The 21,159-nt window shown below is 37.5% G+C and carries 22 protein-coding genes and 1 tRNA gene; 13 read left to right on the top strand and 10 right to left on the bottom strand.

The window, feature by feature from the left end; translation table 11 throughout:
• Window positions 1-82: 82 nt before the first annotated feature.
• The gene (locus tag ABIB40_RS13860; protein WP_354359974.1) at window positions 83-592 is read right to left on the bottom strand and encodes a GtrA family protein; all 510 of its coding nucleotides are present in this window, start codon (window positions 590-592) and stop codon (window positions 83-85) included.
• Between the two features lie 243 nt (window positions 593-835).
• Here ABIB40_RS13860 and ABIB40_RS13855 point away from each other — a divergent pair, with 243 nt between their 5' ends.
• Entirely contained in the window at window positions 836-1,348 is a 513-nt protein-coding gene (locus ABIB40_RS13855; RefSeq protein WP_354359973.1) for a glutathione peroxidase, read from the top strand.
• 916 nt (window positions 1,349-2,264) lie between these two features.
• Here the strand turns inward: ABIB40_RS13855 and ABIB40_RS13850 are convergent.
• The gene (locus ABIB40_RS13850; RefSeq protein WP_354359972.1) at window positions 2,265-3,086 is read right to left on the bottom strand and encodes an MBL fold metallo-hydrolase; all 822 of its coding nucleotides are present in this window, start codon (window positions 3,084-3,086) and stop codon (window positions 2,265-2,267) included.
• A gap of 221 nt (window positions 3,087-3,307) precedes the next feature.
• On the opposite strand from ABIB40_RS13850, the gene ABIB40_RS13845 reads away from it, so the two are divergent.
• Together ABIB40_RS13845 and ABIB40_RS13840 are read left to right on the top strand one after the other, a co-directional pair.
• Complete coding sequence (locus tag ABIB40_RS13845) at window positions 3,308-3,535, top strand: hypothetical protein (protein WP_354359971.1); 228 nt, start codon at window positions 3,308-3,310, stop codon at window positions 3,533-3,535.
• Between the two features lie 68 nt (window positions 3,536-3,603).
• A tRNA-Arg gene (locus tag ABIB40_RS13840) sits at window positions 3,604-3,677 on the top strand.
• Window positions 3,678-4,229: 552 nt separating this feature from the next.
• Here ABIB40_RS13840 and ABIB40_RS13835 read toward each other — a convergent pair.
• The 7 genes from ABIB40_RS13835 to ABIB40_RS13805 form a co-directional block, all read right to left on the bottom strand.
• Window positions 4,230-4,667, bottom strand: coding sequence for a tetratricopeptide repeat protein (locus ABIB40_RS13835; RefSeq protein ID WP_354359970.1), 438 nt, complete (start codon window positions 4,665-4,667; stop codon window positions 4,230-4,232).
• A gap of 4 nt (window positions 4,668-4,671) precedes the next feature.
• On the bottom strand, window positions 4,672-5,052 hold the full coding sequence (locus ABIB40_RS13830) for a hypothetical protein (protein WP_354359969.1): 381 nt from the start codon (window positions 5,050-5,052) through the stop codon (window positions 4,672-4,674).
• 135 nt (window positions 5,053-5,187) lie between these two features.
• Window positions 5,188-5,424, bottom strand: coding sequence for a hypothetical protein (locus tag ABIB40_RS13825; RefSeq protein WP_354359968.1), 237 nt, complete (start codon window positions 5,422-5,424; stop codon window positions 5,188-5,190).
• A gap of 126 nt (window positions 5,425-5,550) precedes the next feature.
• Window positions 5,551-5,928, bottom strand: a complete 378-nt coding sequence (locus tag ABIB40_RS13820; RefSeq protein ID WP_354359967.1) for a hypothetical protein — start codon at window positions 5,926-5,928, stop codon at window positions 5,551-5,553.
• Window positions 5,929-6,417: 489 nt separating this feature from the next.
• Window positions 6,418-7,464 carry a response regulator gene (locus ABIB40_RS13815; RefSeq protein WP_354359966.1) on the bottom strand — a complete coding sequence of 349 codons (1,047 nt, stop codon included), beginning with the start codon at window positions 7,462-7,464 and terminating at the stop codon, window positions 6,418-6,420.
• Window positions 7,461-8,651 carry a PAS domain-containing sensor histidine kinase gene (locus tag ABIB40_RS13810; protein ID WP_354359965.1) on the bottom strand — a complete coding sequence of 397 codons (1,191 nt, stop codon included), beginning with the start codon at window positions 8,649-8,651 and terminating at the stop codon, window positions 7,461-7,463. Before ABIB40_RS13810 ends, ABIB40_RS13815 begins: the two co-directional genes overlap by 4 nt.
• Window positions 8,652-8,705: 54 nt before the next feature.
• Window positions 8,706-8,924 carry a hypothetical protein gene (locus tag ABIB40_RS13805; protein WP_354359964.1) on the bottom strand — a complete coding sequence of 73 codons (219 nt, stop codon included), beginning with the start codon at window positions 8,922-8,924 and terminating at the stop codon, window positions 8,706-8,708.
• A gap of 137 nt (window positions 8,925-9,061) precedes the next feature.
• Between ABIB40_RS13805 and ABIB40_RS13800 the strand changes: the two genes are divergently transcribed.
• From ABIB40_RS13800 to gnd, 10 genes are all read left to right on the top strand, one after another.
• On the top strand, window positions 9,062-9,463 hold the full coding sequence (locus ABIB40_RS13800) for a Rossmann-fold NAD(P)-binding domain-containing protein (protein WP_354359963.1): 402 nt from the start codon (window positions 9,062-9,064) through the stop codon (window positions 9,461-9,463).
• Window positions 9,464-9,491: 28 nt separating this feature from the next.
• Window positions 9,492-11,876 carry a heavy metal translocating P-type ATPase gene (locus tag ABIB40_RS13795; RefSeq protein WP_354359962.1) on the top strand — a complete coding sequence of 795 codons (2,385 nt, stop codon included), beginning with the start codon at window positions 9,492-9,494 and terminating at the stop codon, window positions 11,874-11,876.
• Window positions 11,873-12,052: a cbb3-type cytochrome oxidase assembly protein CcoS gene (gene ccoS / locus ABIB40_RS13790; protein WP_354359961.1), complete on the top strand. Its 180-nt coding sequence runs from the start codon at window positions 11,873-11,875 to the stop codon at window positions 12,050-12,052. Before ABIB40_RS13795 ends, ccoS begins: the two co-directional genes overlap by 4 nt.
• Before the next feature lie 69 nt (window positions 12,053-12,121).
• Entirely contained in the window at window positions 12,122-14,260 is a 2,139-nt protein-coding gene (gene ccoN, locus ABIB40_RS13785; protein WP_354360029.1) for a cytochrome-c oxidase, cbb3-type subunit I, read from the top strand.
• 1 nt (window position 14,261) lies between these two features.
• The gene (locus tag ABIB40_RS13780) at window positions 14,262-14,444 is read left to right on the top strand and encodes a hypothetical protein (protein WP_354359960.1); all 183 of its coding nucleotides are present in this window, start codon (window positions 14,262-14,264) and stop codon (window positions 14,442-14,444) included.
• Window positions 14,431-15,387 carry a cbb3-type cytochrome c oxidase N-terminal domain-containing protein gene (locus ABIB40_RS13775; RefSeq protein WP_354359959.1) on the top strand — a complete coding sequence of 319 codons (957 nt, stop codon included), beginning with the start codon at window positions 14,431-14,433 and terminating at the stop codon, window positions 15,385-15,387. Before ABIB40_RS13780 ends, ABIB40_RS13775 begins: the two co-directional genes overlap by 14 nt.
• A gap of 21 nt (window positions 15,388-15,408) precedes the next feature.
• Entirely contained in the window at window positions 15,409-16,755 is a 1,347-nt protein-coding gene (gene ccoG, locus ABIB40_RS13770; RefSeq protein ID WP_354359958.1) for a cytochrome c oxidase accessory protein CcoG, read from the top strand.
• Between the two features lie 68 nt (window positions 16,756-16,823).
• The gene (locus ABIB40_RS13765) at window positions 16,824-17,252 is read left to right on the top strand and encodes a FixH family protein (RefSeq protein ID WP_354359957.1); all 429 of its coding nucleotides are present in this window, start codon (window positions 16,824-16,826) and stop codon (window positions 17,250-17,252) included.
• Window positions 17,249-17,950, top strand: coding sequence for a sulfite exporter TauE/SafE family protein (locus tag ABIB40_RS13760; RefSeq protein WP_354359956.1), 702 nt, complete (start codon window positions 17,249-17,251; stop codon window positions 17,948-17,950). The genes ABIB40_RS13765 and ABIB40_RS13760 overlap by 4 nt, the downstream gene beginning before the upstream one ends.
• 758 nt (window positions 17,951-18,708) lie before the next feature.
• Window positions 18,709-20,163, top strand: coding sequence for a decarboxylating NADP(+)-dependent phosphogluconate dehydrogenase (gnd, locus tag ABIB40_RS13755; RefSeq protein WP_354359955.1), 1,455 nt, complete (start codon window positions 18,709-18,711; stop codon window positions 20,161-20,163).
• 290 nt (window positions 20,164-20,453) lie between these two features.
• Here gnd and ABIB40_RS13750 read toward each other — a convergent pair whose 3' ends face one another.
• Complete coding sequence (locus tag ABIB40_RS13750; protein WP_354359954.1) at window positions 20,454-20,984, bottom strand: YfiT family bacillithiol transferase; 531 nt, start codon at window positions 20,982-20,984, stop codon at window positions 20,454-20,456.
• Window positions 20,985-21,159: the final 175 nt, after the last annotated feature.

Genomic DNA, 21,159 nt, shown 5'->3' with positions numbered 1-21,159 from the left:
AACCGTTATGAGTTTAGTAGTCAGTAGTCAGATGTCAGGCCCATAACTCTCAACCCGTCGCATTTCACTCAACCCTTTGCCTTTACTTTATTTTTTTAACACTAAACGTAACATAATGTTGGTATAAATAACTAAATCCTGCAATCAGCACGGTAACGATCACTTTAGAAACCGTAGGATAGATGTGAAGTATCTCTATAAAAAACTTAATCAATACTGTGGTTAACAGTATGTTAATAAAGTTTAGATTTAAAAAACGTATCAATTGGGTGCGTCCTCTTACTTCACTATGTGTAAAGATAACGTAGCGATTTAACAAAAAGCTATAAGGTATGGCAATGACGAAATCTACAATTAAAGCGGCAGTGTTTCTCTTAATCACCATACCCATAAAACTGGTTTCTGGTGTTAAAAATATATATTTAAAAGCTATGGTATAGGCCAAAATGCCCACCGCCGCCGCGCTTCCACCGGTGGCTAGGTACCTAAAGTTATGTAATGATATCAACCGTTTAAATGGCGGATAAAAAAAATCTATAAAAGCTAAAATGGCATTACGCATTTTGGAAACTGGTGTCGGTTTTTTTTGCAAAATTTAGTGGCGGTGCGGTGTATAAAATTTATGAATATTAGGCTCGACAAAGATAAATTTTTAAATGGTAAATGGATAACCTTAAACAGCTCAGCTCTTTTAAATGCGCCCATCCGCCTTTTGTGTAAAAAACGTATAAAATGCTACTTTAATAGATGGCAAGAGAAAACGACCAATTCTTTACCCATCCATTACAAAGAAGAGATTGTTAGTACTTATATTCGTAAATAAAAACCCAAAACTATGTTAAGCACCATATTATTAGTTCTAAACCTGTTGGTTACACCACCAACCAGTATTTACCAATTTAGCTTTAAAACCATCGACGGAAAAACGGTAAAGCTATCCCAATTTAAGGGGAAAAAGATTTTGATAGTAAATACGGCCAGTAAATGCGGATTTACCCCACAATACGAAGACCTAGAGAAATTGCACAAAATGTATGGCGATAAGGTTGTACTTATTGGTTTCCCCGAAGGAGATTTTGGCGGTCAAGAGTTTAGCACCAATGCAGAGATTAAAGAATTTTGTACAGGCAAATACAACGTGTCTTTTTTGTTGGCAGAGAAAAGCGACGTTATTGGCGAAAAAATCAGTCCGTTGTTTAAGTACTTAACTACCCAAACTGGCGGAGAGGTAACGGGAGATATTAAGTGGAATTTCGAGAAGTTTTTAATCAATGAAAAGGGCGAGTTGGTACACAGATATCGCTCGGCCGTAAAACCTCTAGATGAGTCTATCACGAAATATCTATAGTTTTTTAATATTTGTAAGAGGGTTTAATGTGCTGGTACGCCTGCGCGTTAAACCCTTTTTTTTATGTTGTATGGTTTTTGTTGACTTCCTGAGATTTAGGAACAACAAAGTCGAAAAATTAGGACTATTTAAATTTTACTGTTCTATTGTTTATCTGAGGCTTCTTACTAAAAAGACTAAGAAAAGCTATCATTTATTTTTTTGTAGATTGTTAATTTCCCAGATAATTGCACTCTATCTCATTTTTCTCTGCGGGTTTCAACCGTGCCAGAGTCGGCCTCTGCTTTACCCAACGCTGTCCTGTCCGGACGGGAGTCCTACTTTTTGCTTGACAAAAAAGTATCAAAAAGTCAAGGCTGGCACCTCTTTGGGTAAAAATTCGCCAAGCTGTTTAATATCGATGATTCGAGGCCTTTGCCAACCATCCTGCCCCAATGTCATTAACTTAAGAAAAAACCAATAAAATGGTGTCATCCTGAGCTCGTCGAAGGACCGCTATTTTGTTGGTTTCTTAGATTTATTTAAGGTCTTCGACAGGCTCAGACTGACAGAAATTTTTCTTCAGTTAATGACATTGCCACAACCCCTCTTAAAACAATGAGGGGAGTCTAACTTACGATGAATTGCGTCGTCTTCTGCTTTCTGACATCCGACTTCTGATTTCCCTCAGAGCGTTTTTTCCTCCAAACAGTTGCTAGGCCAATCCCACCGAGTTGGCTACAGCAATTTTATTGCTCTAAATTTAAATAGGCTCTGAGAGCTCAAAAAATTCGTAAAAAAAAAAGAGGCTGCCTTGTTTAAGGCAGCCTCCAGAAATAGTCTAATTTAAATCGTCCCAATGATTTAATTCTAACACGTCAAATGTAAAAATAAAAAATAAAAACTACAATATTTTGTCTGTTTATTTTTACAAAATCTAAAACAATTGTAGTTGTTCTGGTTGTATGTGCTTTGCGCTTTCTTGTTTAGGTAAATCTCCAACAAAGTACACAGGCGTCTCTACAGTTCGTGACGCTATTTCTACCATCACTACATTAGATATTTTGCAGAATAAGGCGCGCACGAAATTAGGGTCGTTGTTTTGTTGAGATAAGTGGCAAAGCAACACATGACTCATAAATTTTGGCCTGTGTTGGCAATATAGCTCCAACGCTTCGACGTTGCTTAAATGACCACGCCCGCCCATAATCCGTTGTTTTAAGAAAAAAGGATAGTTGCCATTCTGCAGCATTTCAGTATCATAATTCGCTTCTAGAAACACAGCGTTACATTCTTTAAAATGTGCAATTAAATTGCTGCAAACTTTACCTAGGTCGGTAAAAACGCCAACTTTAAAGTTTTTATGTTCCACCACAAAACTATAAGGGTCTGCCGCATCGTGAATTTTAGAGAAGGCCGATATTTGGAGCTTTCCTATGCGAAATTGATGTTTACCATCTAAAAAACAAACATCCACACCATGCAAAGAAAGCTTACTATGCTGTAGCGTTTTCTTGCTTATATAAACTGGCAACTTATGTTTCTTTGCAAAAACCTCCAACCCTTTAATATGGTCGGAGTGTTCGTGGGAAATAAATATGGCCTTAAGGGTTCCTAAATCTAGACCTTGTCTGGCCATTCGTTTTTCAATCTCTTTGCAACTGATGCCAACATCTACCAAAATGGCTTCATTACCGTTGCCCACATAATAACAATTGCCGTTACTGCCAGAATTTAAGGAGGAAAAATATAAGCCCATAATAATACTTCAAAGTTACGGGTTTTGCTTCGGAAGATTGCATTAGGTTTATTCTCGAGTTATAATTCATCACATTTATATGGGCAGTACTAAAAGAGCATTTGCAAAATGTTCTTTAAGATGTTGAGGTTGATGTGCTAAGTTTTTAGTAAGTTTAAAAGATTTACCAGCCGCCTCTCAGAAAAACTGTTTAATACATCTAAAAAGTAAACATTCATCGTATGGAAAATCGCAAAAATCCAAAGAAGAAAATTTTAAAACCAAGTGTTATTCATGATGATGTTCCCAAACCAGAAGAAATAAACCATTTGGCAGGGGAAGAAAATTATAAGCGGGTGTTGCCCGAAAATCCTGAGCGCAATTACCATCATGGCGTAAATCATATTATCGAAGACAATAACAAAATTACCCGTGCCGACGATGATATTTGGAATGGCGAAGACGCCTAAACAGATTTTAAAAATATATTTTCGCTTTCTGATCAGAACTTCTATCTTTGCAACTCGTTAAAAAATGAGCCTCGGTAGCTCAGCTGGATAGAGCGTCGGTTTTCTAAACCGAGGGTCAGGGGTTCGAGTCCCTTCCGGGGTACGAAAAGGTCTTGTGTTTAAAGCTCGAGACCTTTTTTTGTTTGGCTTTTTTTTTGTGCGAAATTGAGTATTATCGAAAATGTTTTGGCGCAAAGCTCTTCGGAAGGTTAGCTTTCACATTCCGAAGTATTCATAAAAGCGGATTTCTGAATCCGCAGAAAGAAAAATAATATTTTTTTGAATCGGGATTACCCAAAAATAGCTACTGTGTTGCAAATCACGTTTTATCAGAAGTTCTACGTGTTGCTGCGGAAGGTGTTGAATAGCGGATTAGTAGTGTCCCGCCCCAAGAACCACAGACTGAAAAAGTATTACCAGTGTCCCATATAATAAGCAGGAAAAGTGCTGTCCTGCACAAAAAAAAACGACTAGAGCGAGCCTTTCCACTCCTTAAGCAGCCTTTTGAGTGAAAGGGCTTGGTTTAGGAATGAATGAAAAAAAGAACCATATTGCTATGGTTCTTTACGATTTAGTTTTTTACTAAAATGCAGCGATATGTATTGCTGTTCAAAACAAATAAAGGTATAATCAGAAAACCCATATATTCACATTTTTACCCATAATAGTTTAGCGATGCAGCCATTCCAAAATCTTGGTTTTGTTTAGTAAAATTTTTCATTCGTTGATGATGTTTACCTCGTAAGTAATATGCCTTGCCACTAATCGGATAATTATAGACTATCATATCATATACAACTAAAGCCTTATGGTTATCTCTAAGGTGAACATGCTGTATTGCCAAACTGAAGAAAATGTCTTCATTGCGTAATCCACAGGCTATTGCTCTCTCGTAATAATTAACTGCATTGTTGTAGTCTCCAAGCTTATTGTATACTGTAGCAATATTATTTAAAATTAGTCCATCGTTGTTATTCCCTCCAAGAAAAGGGCTTTGCAAAGCATCTATAAAATACTGTAAAGCTATGCCAAGTTGACCTTCATTGAATGCAACAACTGCACTGTGAAAATTTTCATCTCTGTTCTCACTCATTTTATTAAGGGATAAATCTTTCGAGGGTTCTGTTACTATAATCATTTATAAACATTTCGCAATAGTTGTTCTGTCTTGTAGACCAAACAGTAATAAAATGTAAATTTCTGTCAAACACGGTCATATACCTGTGTGTTTTTAAGTGTGATTCCGTTGCGGGAATTTGCTCTTGATAATAAAAACCACCTTGCAGTATCGGCTCTATATTATTAAATTCAGTTATATTTAAGCTAATATTACCACTAATGTGTCCATTCTGTAACTCATATTCAGAGATATTCTGAAATTCTATGTTAAAGTTGCATTTTTTTGGAACTAATAGATAATTTGTATCATTATTGATATTTGGATCATCCATTGATAAAATTTCATACCGTTGAGTCATAAAATTAATTGTTGTCATAAGATCTGATTTTTTGTTTTTCCGATAGTGTTAATTTGGAGTTAATTTTCGATAAAGAACCATATTGCTATGGCTCTATTTTTTGTTAAAACAGATAAGTGCTTTTATAGTATTTATCTATTTGCAATTGTATTGAAAATTGGCAGTCAACTGATCTTTGCTTCCTTCATCCTCAATGCAACTTGCTAAATTTCCATTTGCATTGTTTATATATCTATAAATGGTTTGCGCGTCTGATCTTCGTTTTTTTGAAGGTAAATTTTTTATTTGTTTTCCGAAAAATTTGCGAAGTGGTCCAACTAGTTCTGCGGGCATTGTGCTAAAGTTTTCATCAAAATAAAGATTTTCCGACATTTGTTGATTTATATACTCGTATTTCAAAATTCCACTCGGAGTATCGTAAATTAATAAGTTACCATCCAACCAAGTTAATTTTATTTTATTTAGCGAATCTGAATAACTAATCTCGACTAAATTGCCTTAGTTATTGTATTTAAAATGCGGTGTTTGATTTGGAATAGTCCCATTAGTTGAAGAAACAATTCGACCACTTCCATCCAATTTATAATTCTCTTGATATGAGCTGTTATATCTCACATCTTTTAACACATATTTTTCTAATATTTGCGTGGTTGAATACGTATAGGTAGTGGTTTCAGTATAATCTCCGTCAACATAAGCGTAAGTGACAACGCGCCCGTTGTCGTCGTAATCAATTTTAATGTTTCCTCCGTCACTATCACTTGCGCCCGTTAAAATGCAGGTTTGTTCCTTTTCAGGTTCAGGATTAATTATTTTCTTGCACGAGGCAAAAGTTAGCATTACTGCTAAGAGCATTAAACTTAAAGATTTTTTCATCTGATTTTTTAATTTATTTTCCGATAGTCTCAACTCGGATGTTAGTTTGCATTAAGTTAAGACTGCTCCAAAGATAAGTAGAAGAATATTCGCTTTTTTACGGGAAACCGTATTTGATAGAATTCTTTTATAAACCGCTAAGACCCTCAATGTTTTTTATCGATAGTCCTAAACCGATGATTTATAAATACGATAAGCGCAGGACAGTAACCTTTACTCCGTCTAAAGAGGCACCTAGTCTCACAACTAGGGAAAATAATATCAATGAAGTTTCTCGTTAAAATACTGACAAAAAATAAGTATTCTATTTTGCCAATTTGACCTGTAGGCCAGATGTAGAAGAGAGCAGTTTTATAAAAGCGATGGAGTGTCTTTCTTGAAAATTAAGGTTTTAAACGCAGCGCAAAAATCATATAGTTATCAATACTACATTAGGTGCTTACGTTTTGAAAAAAAAAATATGTTGTTAAAAGAGAGGAGCTAGCCGAGCTAGTTTTTCATTTTTGTTAGTTTGTCTCGATCAAGCAGTTGTATTTCACTTCCTTTTTTTTCTATTAGCTTTTCATCTTTAAAATCGCTCAATGTACGACTTACCGTCTCTGTTGCCATACCGGCCATGGCTGCCAAGTCATCTCTCGAAATTTTAAAATGGTTTTCTTCGTTGATTTCAGCCATCCTAAGCAAAGTATTTGCAAGGCGTTTCCTAACCGAGTGGTAAGCGAGCTCTACCAGTTGTTCCTCCTTGTGTTGCAAACTAGAGGCCAGCAAATGTATAAACTCCATGGCTAGGCTCGGATTTTTAGATAGAATTTCGTCTACCTGATTTTTTGGAAGTAGGCAAATCCTGCTGTCTTCTAATGCGGTAGCTGTTTCTGTATGTACATTACTTATCAAGGTATCGTGCAGACCAAAATATTCATCTGCATGATGAATGCCTGTAAGAAAGTCACGTCCATCTTCGCTCATTTTGCTTGTTTTAACTTGACCATCGATAACTAAATATAAACCTTGCGCAATGTCGCCATCATAATAAATAACTTGCTTTTTCTTAATCGACCTAATTTTCTTTAGCGCCACCAACTCTTTTAAAGCCAGAATACCTTGTTCTTTGCTCGCAAAATCCTGTAGTTTTTGCAATCCGTTGGTGTAAAATTTTTCTTGTTGATCTTTCTTTTTTAAGCGGCTTTCCATGGCATTTAGTAGCTCAATATCGTCGAAAGGTTTAGTAAGGTAATCGTCCGCGCCCATTTCCATGCCTTTGCGCATATCTGTTCTATCTGCTTTTGCCGTAAGAAAGATAAAAGGAATATTTTCGGTTTTTGGCATTTTACTTAGCAAATACAATACTCCATAACCATCAAGCTCGGGCATCATAATGTCGCAAATAATCAAATCAGGCAATGCTGTCTGCGCCAGCTCAACTCCAGCTTTACCATCTGCTGCTGTAAGTGTTTGGTAGCCAGCAAGCTCTAAAATTTCTGCTGTACTTTCTCTAATGTCTTTATTGTCTTCTATAACGAGGATCTTACTTTTCATGCTTCTTTTTTAAATATAAGCGAGAAGGTGGTGCCTTTATTCTCTGCACTTTCAAACTTTACCTCGCCGTTCATCAGCTTTACATAACGTTTCACAATGTTTAGCCCTAAACCTGTCCCAGGAATACTGCCCGTATTATGTGCCCTAAAAAAAGCATCGAAAAGATGTTTTTGTTCACTTTTTGGAATACCAATTCCATTGTCGGTTAATGTTATGTTAAAGGCTTCTGCACTAATTTCTGTGTTGAATTCTATAAAGGTATTTTCGCCAGAATATTTTATTGCGTTTGCAATGAGGTTGACGATGCAATGTTTTAATAAATTGGCATCCGTAAAAATAATGCTCTCTACGCCAGTATGCTGATAGATGATGTTCTGGTTCTGCTTTGCCACCATTTGCATTTCTTCGGTAATTTCTTCGGCGAGCTTTACCAGGTCGAAATGGAAAAATTGTGGTGTTATTATCCCGGTTTCTAATCGCTCTATAGATAAGAAGTCGTTCAAAATGGTGGTAAGGCTACCAATAGAGTTTTTTATTTTGCCAACATGTTTCGTAATATTTGGGTTTTCATACGTTGCTGCATATTTATCAATCAACGATGCAGACAGTTGTATGGCACTTAGGGGCGTTCTAAACTCATGCGAGGCCATAGACACAAAGCGGCTTTTCATTTGGTTTAGCTCTTTTTCCTTTTCTAAAGAAAGGCTAACCTCGGCACTTGCATCTTGTACTTGTAAAACTAGTTTTTTTAGTTCGATCGTACGTTCTTCTACCAGTAATTCTAGCTGATTGGTGTATATTTTCAACTGTTTCTCGGCAATTTTTTGTTCACTAAGATCATGTACAAAACCAGCATACATTTTACGGTCTTCTAAATCTACTTCGCTTATCGCTAGGCGAAACGGAAAAACAGAGCCATCTTTTTTTAGCCCTTTAACCTCTCGTCCAATACCAATAATGTGCGGTACGCCTGTTCTATGGTAGCGCTTTAAATACTCATCATGCGCAGATTTGTCGGGCTCTGGCATTAACAAAGAAATGTTATTTCCAATAACCTCATCTGGCTCATAACCAAAAAGATGTGTGGCAGAAGGATTAATAGATTGTACAATACCATCTGTATCTATGGTAATTATTCCATCTATGGCGTTTTCGATAACAGCCTTTAGCATAATTGCGTTTTCCATCTTTACAAACTTACTGTAAAATTTGTTTTACAACTAATGCAAAAAATTGTTAAATTATACGCTTTGTAGGCTCAATTCTATAGTGCTGTTCATATTTATCATTACGTTTTTGGCTTTGGCGTTTAATAGTAAGTCTGCAACTATTTTTTTGGCTTGGTCTAATTCAAGAAGTCTGCTTTTATGATTTTCTGTACTTCCGTTAAAACGTTCTGAAATACTTAGGATTTGTGTTCTAATTGAATAATTTTTATTTATATAGTATATGTTTATCATTAATATTATTTATGATACATGGGATTATCCTGGTCTAGCTATTGCAAAAAAAAGTGATCTAGGTCATTAGGTAGTTTGAGTAACCTCATGCTTAAAATGGTTTTAATTAAATATTTTTGTTTTTAGATATTTCAGCTATGAAAGCCATCGCATTTAATATTAGTCCAGAGCAACGAGATTGGTTGGCGATTGCCAACCTAGGTAAGCATCACATTAAAGTAATTGCCAAGAAAATTGGTCCAAATTCTCTTTCTGCAGTTAAAGGTATGGATGTTTTATTAGACTTAAATAATTCCGTCATCAATAGCTCTATTGTACGTATTCTTGCGCTATTTGGCGTAAAGTATATTGCAACCAGCGCAGAAAACACCAATAATATAGATTTGAAAGCTGCTGCAAGAATGGGGATAGAGGTAGCAAATCTGCGGTTTTTAGAATTAGACCCTAAGCATCGCTTTAATCAAACCATTGCAAACATAAATTTATGGGCAGCGTGCAGATGCATGGAAAAAGTATGTTGTCAAGAAATTTCGCTCTAAGCCTAAAAATATAATGGTGTAAATTTTTATGGACGAAAGCAAAAAAATAGACATTGAATTAGGTTGTTACCACTGTGGTGAAACGCTGCCCAAGATTAAATACCAACTCTACGACAAAGATTTTTGCTGTGCGGGTTGCTTGGGTGTTTTTAAAATCCTATCAGAGAACAATTTATGTAACTATTATACTTACAACAGTAATCCGGGGAAACAATTTAATAGCGAGCATCATTTGGAATATCTAGACGAGCCTAAAATTATTGGTCAGTTGTTAGATTACCAGCATGAGGGATCCAGTATAATTACCTTTTACATTCCGGCAATCCATTGTAGTTCTTGCATTTGGTTGTTAGAGCATCTGTACAAAATTAATCCAGCCATATTTAGTTCTCGCATCGACTTTCTAAAAAGACAAGTAACCATTAGTTTCAATCACGAACAGATTTCTTTGAGGCAATTGGTAGAGACCTTAAACCAGATTGGTTATGAACCATCTATAAACCTGCAAGATGTGGTTAAGGCCCACAGCAATTCGGTAGATAAGGCACTAATATTAAAAATTGCCATTGCAGGGTTTTGCATGGGTAACGTAATGTTGTTTAGCTTCCCAGAATATTTCGGACTTTCTACCTTCGAAAAGCAATTTCAGTTGCTGTTTGGCTGGTTAAATTTGGCTTTTGCTATTCCTGTTGCATTTTATTGTGGCAAAGACTATTTTCTGTCGGCTATAACCAGTTTAAAACACAAACGCATTAACTTAGATACGCCGCTTGCGCTTATTATCGCGGTACTTTTCTTTAGAACAGCTTTTGAGGTTATTTTTAATGCTGGGCCTGGTTTTGCAGATACCTTAACTGGGTTGGTATTTTTATTGTTATTGGGGAAATGGTTAAAACAGCGAACTTACCATCACATTTCCTTTGATCGTGATTACCGTTCATATTTTCCGATAGCGGTAACCACACTACAGGAAGGTAAAGAGAAGCCTGTTGGCATAAATGAACTTTGTATTGGCGATCGTTTATGGATTAGAAATAGCGAGCTTGTTCCGGCTGATTCTATTTTAATGAAGGGAGATGCCTGGATGGACATGAGCTTTGTAACTGGAGAATCTCAGCCCATTCATAAAGTATTGGGAGAAATTATTTACGCAGGTGGAAGACAAACCGGCGAGGCGATAGAATTGGAAGTGGTAAAGCCAGTTTCTCAAAGCTATTTGACCGGCCTGTGGAACAACGAACATTATAAAAGCAATGCAGACAAACAAAATTTCAACGACAGTATGGCAAAATATTTCAGCATTGTTGTTTTTTTAATTTCCTTTTCTGCCGCTGCCTATTGGTTGTCTCAACAAGACAGCCATAAAGCTTGGGCGGCATTTACCGCAGTAATTATCGTGGCGTGCCCATGCGTATTGGCTTTAAGCACGCCTTTTACGTTGTCTGCTGTTTTATCAATTTTTGATAAGAAAGGGTTTTATGTTAAAAACACAGACGCGGTAGAACAATTGGCTAAATGTAATCTTATTGTTTTTGATAAAACAGGCACGCTAACCACCACAGAAAATGCGATTATTAAGTTTAGCGGAACCCTAACCGACCGAGAAAATAATATGGTTGCTTCATTGTTGAGAAATTCTACGCATCCACTTAGCAGGCACATTTTAAAAGCGTTAAATGTAGATGGGTTTCTTCCCTTGGCCAACTATAAAGAGAAAATAGGCAAGGGTTTAAGCGCACTGATAGAAAATCAACATATTTACGCCGGCCATTCTTCTATGTTGCCCCCATCAGTTGAGGCGCGTAATGAAAGTGGTGTCCATATAACAATAGGCAACGTTTATAAAGGTTTTTTCGAAATTCAACAGCAGTGGCGACACGGTTTGTCTGAACTCGTTCAAAAACTTCGGCCATTTAAATTACAGGTGTTGTCTGGAGATACAGATAAAGATCATAAAGAGCTTAAGCGTATTTTTTTAGATTCCACAAGAATTAGGTTTAGACAAAATCCACATCAAAAACTAGATGCCATTTTAGAACTTCAACAAAATGGAAACAAAGTTTTAATGCTTGGCGATGGACTGAATGATGCGGGTGCACTCAAGCAGAGTGACTTCGGCATAGCGTTAACCGACAATATAAATAATTTTACGCCTGGTTGTGATGCCATTTTAAAAGGCGACTCGCTCAATCTACTCCCCAATTTTATTCAGCTGAGTAAAGATGGCTTAAAAGTGGTTAAAATGAGTTTTAGTATCGCAATAGCCTACAATTGTATTGGGGTTTATTTCGCTTTACAGGGAACTTTATATCCTTTAGTTGCTGCAGTATTGATGCCAATTAGCACCATTACCATCATTTCTTTTACCACGTTGGCAACCAGATGGTTTGCCCGTAAAAATAATTTGACATGAACATTCTCTATTTTTTAATCGGCTGTAGTCTATTCATGGCGCTCATTTTTCTCGCTGCATTTATTTGGGCTTATAAGACTGGTCAGAATGATGACCTACACACGCCAGGAATTCGCGTTTTATTTGACGATGATACCGTTGAGAAAAAAAATGACCAAGATCATCTTTCTGATTAAGCATTGTCATCAATTTGCCACGTAATCCCACATACTTTTGTATTATAAAAAACAAACTTCTTTTCTATGATGCAATTAGAAAAATTTACGTACGATAACAAGATTGTCCGAGACTTTGCACTTGCCACACTGGTTTGGGGAATTATTGGGATGACGGTCGGCTTGCTTATAGCAACGCAATTGTACAACCCCGCACTTAACTTGGGCAGCCAATACACTACATTCGGTAGAATTAGGCCACTGCACACCAATGCGGTAATCTTTGCCTTTGTTGGGAACGCCATTTTTATGGGCGTATACTATTCCCTTCAGCGCTTGCTTAAAGCAAGGATGTTTAGCGATGTGCTGAGTAAAATTCATTTTTGGGGATGGCAACTAATTATTGTTTCTGCGGTAATAACGCTTCCTATGGGTTTTACCACCTCTCACGAGTATGCAGAGTTGGAATGGCCTATAGACATTGCAATTACCATTATCTGGGTTGTTTTTGGCGTAAACATGTTTGGTACAATCTTTAAAAGGCGCGAGCGTCATTTATACGTAGCCATTTGGTTTTACATTGCAACCTTCGTTACCATTGCAGTATTGCACATTATAAATTCATTCGAGCTTCCAGTTTCATTCTTGAAAAGCTATTATGTGTATGCAGGCGTGCAAGATGCACTGGTACAATGGTGGTATGGGCATAATGCAGTTGCCTTTTTTCTAACCACTCCTTACTTGGGTTTGATGTATTACTTTTTGCCTAAAATGGCAAATAGGCCAATCTATTCTTACAAATTAAGTATTTTACACTTTTGGTCGCTTATTTTCATCTACATCTGGGCAGGCCCTCATCATTTACTTTACAGTTCTTTGCCGGGTTGGGCACAGTCTTTAGGCGTTGCTTTCTCTATAATGCTTATTGCACCGAGTTGGGGTGGTATGATAAACGGGTTGTTGACGCTACGTGGCGCATGGGATAAAGTTAGGGAAGATGTTACCCTTAAGTTTATGGTAGTTGCCCTTACCGCTTACGGTATGGCCACTTTCGAAGGGCCAATGCTATCTTTAAAACAGATTAATGGGGTTGCCCACTTTACAGATTGGATTATTGCCCACGTACACGTTGGTGCACTAGGCTGGAATGGATTTTTAACTTTTGGTGTGTTGTATTGGTTGATTCCGCGCATTTACAAAACCGAGTTATATTCTAAAAAATTGGCAGGTTTTCACTTTTGGATCGGCACTTTGGGTATTCTTTTTTATGCCGTACCGATGTATTGGGCAGGCTTTACACAGGGCTTAATGTGGAAAGAATTTACGCCAGAAGGTATGTTGAAATATCCAAATTTTTTGGCCACAACCTTGCAGATTATTCCAATGCATGTGCTAAGATCTATTGGCGGAGCGCTTTACCTTGCAGGCGTAATAGTTATGGCATACAACTTGGCAAAAACCATGTTAAGCGGAAAGTTGGTAGCTAACGAAGCAGCAGAAGCAATGCCCTTACCAAAAGTAATTGAACTTGCTCCAGGTGACAAAGCTTGGCATAGAAGATTAGAACGCAAACCAATGAAATTCATGGTGCTCTCCCTAATCGTAATCTTAATAGGTGGAATGGTAGAAATGATGCCTACTTTCGTTATCCAATCTAACGTGCCGACCATTTCTAGTGTTAAACCCTATTCTGCTTTAGAACTTCAGGGAAGAGACTTATACATTAGAGAAGGCTGTGTAAACTGCCACACGCAAACGGTAAGGCCATTTCGCTCTGAAACAGAAAGATATGGCGAATACAGTAAAGCGGGGGAATTTGTGTATGATCATCCTTTTTTATGGGGAAGTAAACGTACCGGCCCAGATTTGCACCGCATAGGCGGCAAATATTCTAATGCATGGCATTACAATCACTTGCACGATCCAACCTCTATGTCGCCGGGAAGTATTATGCCACCATATCCATGGTTGATCACGCAGAAGCTGGACATTTCAACTACTGCTACAAAAATAAGGGCTATGCAAACCTTGGGCGTACCTTATCCTGTTGATTATGATAAGCAGGCAAATGAAGATTTAACCGCGCAGGCAGAAAAAATAGCGCTAGATCTTAAAACCAACAATATAAAGGTTAAGAGCGATAGAGAGATTGTAGCTATAATTGCCTATCTACAGCGTTTGGGGACAGATATAAAAGCAAATAAGGAAACCATTCCATCAAATCAATAATATGTTTAATCAAATCAAAGATTTAGCCGGAGGTGAAGTTTACCTGATAACCTCGCTATTTATGTTCATCGTTTTTTTTGTATTGGTAGGCGTTTATCTACTTAAGTTAAGCAAAAAGCACATAGACACAATGAGCCAGTTACCCTTAAAAGAAAACCAACCCAACTTATATGAAGAAGATTAAACTTTCCATGTTGCTGGTATTACCATCGATAGGAGCTTTTGCTGCCGATGTGGCTCCCGTTGCAGCAGCTTCTGCTGAACCTAGCGTAGGTTTAAATAGTACAGAAATGCTCATCGTTATCTTGTTGGTTTTTACGGTTGTACTGCTGGTTGTTTCGGTAGCGTTGCTAAATGCATTTAAGGTACTGTATCAGGAACAATTAAATCCTACTCCATATACGCCACCAGTAAAAGCACAGCTTGTAGACTATCATACTTGGTTAAAAAAAGAGCAAGCTAAACCTTCTATTTGGACTAAACTTTTGAGTTTAAGGCCCATGGAAGAAGAAAAAAATCTGATAATAGATCATTCTTATGATGGCATAAAAGAATTAGATAATCCGGTGCCGGCATGGTTTAACATCCTGTTTTTGGCAACCGTTATTTTCGCTATAAGTTATCTCTTTTATTACGAAGTTAGCGGATATGGAGATACGCAGGATAAAGAATATGCCAATGAGATGGCTCAAGCTAAAATACAAAACACAGCTTTTTTAGCCAAATCTGCCAATACAATAGATGAAAACACAGTTAAGTTAGATAATGCGCCAGCTATAGTACAAGAAGGGAAAAGTATTTTTGCAACAAATTGCGCAGTCTGCCATGGCGATAAGGGACAAGGCATTATCGGCCCAAATCTGACCGATGATTTTTGGTTACATGGTGGTGGAATAAACAATGTCTTTAAGACTATCAAATACGGCGTGCCAGCAAAAGGGATGATCAGTTGGGAGAAAAATTTAGACCCCAAAAAAATCAGCGCTGTGGCAAATTTTATTCTTTCGTTGCACGGCACAAATCCGGCAGGAGCAAAAGCGGCCGAAGGAGAAAAATACGAAGCAAAAAATCCCGCCGACAATCAAATGAAAGCGGCTTCTGATAGCGTAATTGTAAAGAAACCTTAAAATAAAGCGCAAACAAAGTTAATGGGCAACAATTTTTTATATCCAAAAAAACCATCTGGTCAATTATATACTTATCGGAAATGGGTAAGTTATGTGTTGCTGGTGATTATGTTTGCTTGTCCGTTTTTGCAATTTAGAGGGGAACAATTGGTTCTTCTTAACTTTATAGAGCGTAAGTTCGTTTTCTTTGGTTTAATATTTACACCACAAGATTTCTATCTTTTTGCGTTGGCAATGCTCATCTTTATTATGTTCATTGTGTGTTTTACAGTGGTTTTGGGAAGATTATGGTGTGGTTGGGCATGCCCGCAGACAATTTTTATGGAAATGGTTTTTCGTAGGATAGAATACTGGATTGAGGGCGACGCAAATAAGCAACGCAAATTAGACGCACAAAAATGGAACACAGAAAAAATACTGAAAAAGCTAAGCAAGCATTTTATTTTTCTGGTAATTTCCTTTGCCATCTCTAACGTTTTTCTAGCCTACATGATCGGCTCAGACGTATTGATTAAAATTATGACCGAGCCTGTGGCACAACACGTTTCCGGCTTTATTTCCATTTGGCTGTTTACATTTGTTTTTTATGGCGTTTTTGCCTACGTAAGAGAAGTGGTTTGCACGGTAATTTGTCCTTATGGTAGGTTACAGGGGGTTTTATTAGACAATCAAAGTCTTGTGGTAGCTTATGATGTAACCCGTGGCGAACCCCGTGCAAAACTACAAAGAGATTCCATCGATAATTTAAAAGGCGACTGTATCGATTGCAAACTCTGCGTTCAAGTATGCCCAACAGGTATTGACATTAGAGAGGGAACGCAAATGGAGTGTGTAAACTGCACCGCCTGTATAGATGCATGCGATGAAGTGATGGTTAAAATAGGCAAACCCAAAAAACTGATAGGTTTTTTTAATCAGGAATACATCAAAGACAGAAAAGTTTTTAAAATAGGGTTAAGGGCGTATGGATATGCGGCCGTTCTTTTTGTGGTGTTGATGGTTTTTTCTTCGCTCATTTATAAACGAGAAGATGTGCAAACTACCGTGTTAAGGGCAAGCGGTACGTTGTATCAAAATAGAGGGACTGATAAAACGACCAATTTGTACAGCGCAGAACTCACAAACAAAACAAATAAGAACATAACCTTTGTATTTAAGCCGCAAAGCGACCAGGATCAAGTAGAATTTATTCAGAAAGCTGCTGTGTTGCCAAAAGGAGGTTCTGTTCAACTTACTTTTTTTCTCATTAGAAAAACCAATTCAATTAAGGAATATAAAACGCCCGCAGTTTTTGAGGTGGTTTCTAATGGGAAGGTTTTGAGCACTGCAACTACCAGTTTTTTTGCACAGCCACAAGGAGTTGACTAATAAATATTTGCACCGTATGGTGTGTGCAGCTAAAAATTAAAACAATTAATTCTTTAAAAAAAAAGCGTATGAATTGGGGAACGAAGATTGTAATTGGACTGGTTACATTTATGCTTTTTATAACAAGCTTAGTGGTGTACATGTTTTATGTGCACGGAAGAGACCCATTGATTGAAGAGAATTATTATGAAAAAGGAATTAATTACGATACGGAGTACAAAGCGCAACAAAATGTGCTGAATGATGATGCAAAGCCGAAAATTACCGTTTCAGCGGGCCAAATTGTTATTGAGATAAAGGATAGCGCAACGTACAACCTGGTGTTAATGCGGCCATCTAGCAGTGCCGATGATGTTAAATTAAAAGGAAGTACAGCTGGCAGTTCTAATTTTATTGTTGTGGATAAAACTAAAATGGCTAAAGGCTTATGGTTTTTAAACCTACAATGGCGCTCTGCGAATAAAGATTACTTGTATAAAAACACCATTACGCTGTGACGGAATTATTACCATTGGCATTTTTAATGGGTTTGTTCGGAAGCCTGCACTGCGCGGTAATGTGTGGTCCTATTATGCTTAGTATGCCTTTTAAAAAGCAAAGTTATTTTGACGCAGGCTTTCAACTATTGCTGTATCAAGTTGGAAGGATATTAATTTATACTCTTTTAGGGATAGTTGTGGGCGCATTGGGAAATAGCTTGAAGGTGTTTAGCGACCAAAAAACATTAAGCATAAGCATCGGCATTGTTCTAATTGCATTTACAGCACTTCAGTTTAGCAAAAGTTATAAAAATAGATTTTCAAAAATTCAGCTCAAAGCCTTAAATCCAATCAGTAAGTTAATGGGCAAAGTATTCGCTTTAAAAATGTGGGGTTTGTTTGCTGGGATGTTAAACGGTTTAATACCTTGTGGGATGGTTTATCTTGCTTTGGCAACTGCCTTAAATACCGGCAGCACAATTTCTGGTGCTACTTTTATGTTTCTTTTTGGTCTTGGTACTGCACCCTTAATGATGATGATTTCTTTGGGAGGAATTTATTTAAAAAAGTACATCCATTTTAATACCAATAAACTCATTCCTTGGTTTATGCTTATAATGGGTGTAATCTTCATTTTACGTGCCGCAGATTTAGGAATTCCCTTTTTATCTCCGGTAACCACAAGCAGTTATGGACAAACAATAGACTGCGAGTAGTTATCCTGTTGAAATCAAATCGCTTTATTACACCGGACAGCATTAATTCTTTGCTTTTTTATAATGTAAGAAGCCTGTTTAAATTCGGATAAAATAAAATCGCTGTAGCCAATTCGGTGGGGGTTGGCCTAGCAGCTGTTTGGAGGAAAAAACGCCTAAAGCTGCTTGCAGAGAACTACCGGGTTATCGGTACGAAGAGATTCGCAGCCGTGCGGGTGAGAAATCAAGGGAAAGGCCTCGAAGCATCGATGTAAAACAGCTTGGCGAATTTTTACCCAAAGAAGTGCCAGCCTTGATTTATTCATTATTGTCTGTTGTATTTTGGCATTCATGAGCTCGCAGGAAATGCTCGGTTTTGTTTCTTTTTATGAAAAAAAAAGACTCCCGTCCGGATAGGGCAGCGTTGGGTAAAGCAGGGGGCTTTTTTACAAAGAAAGAAAATTGTAAAAATTAAACAGGTTCTAAAATGATAAGATGTATGGCAAATCGCTTTTTGGTAGCGGGGGTTTGCACCTGTTATTTACGTTATGCGTTTTTGCGCGAGGGCTTTATCGTTCCCGCTTTTTTTTATTTGGCTTTTTTAACCAAATAAAAAAAATCGGGAACGATAAAGCCCGACCCGAAGTTTTTACGAGGGGCGCGCCCAAAATAAAACATAGTTTTGCACTTACTATCGCCACATTTAATCTAAAACAATATATTTGGGAGATAATACCGATTATACATCTAATTCAATAAAAAAATCAATTCTTTAAAATATGAAACAAGCATCAGATATTGGGGTGATAGGTATTGCCGTAATGGGCGAAAACTTAATCCTTAACATGGAGAGCAAAGGATTTAGGGTTACCGCTTTTAACCGCACAGTAGATAAAGTAACCCATTTTGTGGAGGGTAGGGCTAAAGGCAAGAATATTTATGGCGCACTGTCGATGGAAGATTTTATAGGTTCTTTAAAAACGCCACGTAAGGTAATGCTGATGGTAAAAGCCGGAAAGCCTGTTGACGATTTTATTGAAACGCTAATTTCCCACCTAGAAAAAGGCGACATTATTATAGATGGTGGAAACTCTCATTTTCCAGATACCGACCGCAGAACCAAATATGTAGAAAGCAAAGGACTGCTTTACATAGGTACAGGCGTTTCTGGTGGCGAAGAAGGCGCATTGTTAGGCCCATCTATTATGCCAGGTGGTTCTCCAAAAGCTTGGCCAGAGGTAAAGCCTATTTTTCAGGCAATTGCGGCAAAAGTAGATGACGGAGTACCTTGTTGCGATTGGGTAGGAGAAAACGGCGCCGGTCATTTTGTAAAAATGGTGCATAATGGCATAGAATATGGCGACATGCAGCTTATAAACGAAGTATATCAGATTATGAAAGATTTACTTGGCATGACTGCCGAGGAAATGCACGAAGTTTTTAAAGATTGGAATGAAGGAGAGTTAGATAGTTATTTGATAGAAATTACGCGCGATATTTTAGCTTTTAAAGACGAAGACGGTGTGGCGATGGTTGATAAAATTTTAGATACTGCAGGCCAAAAAGGTACTGGAAAATGGACTGGTACCGTGGCGTTAGAGTTAGGTATTCCATTAACCTTGATTACTGAATCTGTGTTTTCTAGATGTTTGTCTGCATTGAAAAACGAAAGGGTAGAAGCATCTAAAATATTAACTGGTCCCAAGCCTGTTTTCGAAGGCGATAAAAAGGCATTCATCAATCAACTGGGATATGCTTTATATGCTGCAAAAGTAATTTCTTACGCACAAGGTTACCAAATGATGCGGGCGGCTGCAGAAGAATATGGTTGGGATTTAAACTATGGCAGCATTGCGGTAATGTGGCGTGGTGGCTGTATTATCCGATCGAAATTTTTAGGCAACATTAAAGAAGCTTTTGATAAAAACCCAGATTTAGCGAATTTATTGTTGGATCCTTTCTTTGCCAAAAAAATGGCCGATACACAAATAGGATGGAGAAAAGTGATTTCTGCTGCGGTGCTTAATGGTATCCCGGTACCTTGTTTAAGCGCAGGTTTAACTTATTTTGATGGATATAGAACTGCGCGTTTACCTGCTAATTTGCTGCAAGCGCAACGCGATTATTTTGGCGCCCATACTTACGAAAGAATAGACAAGCCCCGTGGCGAGTTCTTCCATACCAATTGGACTGGTCGCGGTGGAGAAACGTCTTCTACCACGTATGATGTGTAGCTAACTTTAGTACGGCTTTATTTTGTAAGAAAAATCACCTTTAAGATTGCATCGTTCCTCGCAATGACGAAAACCCGATCCTCATCGCGAGGCACGAAGCAATCTCTTTTAAAGATGAGCTTAATACCTTTTCCAAGTGTTAAGCTTATCCGTCTACATTCTCGGTAAGGCGGATTTCTAAAACCTCAAACGTAGAAATCTTTTAAAACAACAGCGGGGTGTAAAGCCCTATTTATCTGAAGTTTGAAATTGCCTGCGGAAGATGACGAACAGCGATAATACTTGGCTTTTTATTTCCAGCCCTTCAGTTCCTTCAGCGATGTTATGTGAGCCAAATGATGATTGCAGTGCCACGCGTAAAGACCTATGTTTTCGTCAAGACGAAATTTCTTGCCATGTTCTGGGTGAATAAAGGTTCGTTCAAGTTGCGCTTTGGTTAAACTGTTTAATAAGACAGTCCAACGTTCGTGTATACCTTCTAACATTTTAATTGCAGGTTCAATTCTTATTTCCTTACTATCAACAAGTTCGGCCCAACGGGCTTCATAATAAGGTTTAATAATAGGATTGTCCTCAGTTAATGTGAGCTTAAATCTTATCAAGCTGTTCATGTGGCTGTCAGCACAATGGTTTATAACTTGCCTGATTGTCCATCCGTCAACCCGGTATGGTGTGTTTAGATGAAAATCAGATAAATGTTCAACTTCCTTCTTTAAACGAGAAGGGAAACTAGAAATGCTTTCTATGTAACCGTATAAAATTTCATCAGTAATTTCCTGAAGTTTTATAAATTGTCCTATCGGAAACTTTAGTTTATTCATTGTTATTTCGGGTTTATCGGTAGTATTGACATATCTTAGTCGTCGTAGTTTTTAAAATGAGTTATAACTAGTAAATATGCGCTATACTGTAGCGAATATTTTTTGTTTAAGTTAACCAAATCTATCATTAGATTTTAAATATTCGAATATGTTTTAAGATTTTTAGCGTACTGAA

This window comes from Pedobacter sp. UYP30 (assembly GCF_040547165.1).
In the GTDB taxonomy this organism is placed as follows: Bacteria; Bacteroidota; Bacteroidia; order Sphingobacteriales; family Sphingobacteriaceae; genus Pedobacter.
Note: the sequence above shows the minus strand (reverse complement) of the source record. Positions and strands in the feature narration are given on the sequence as shown.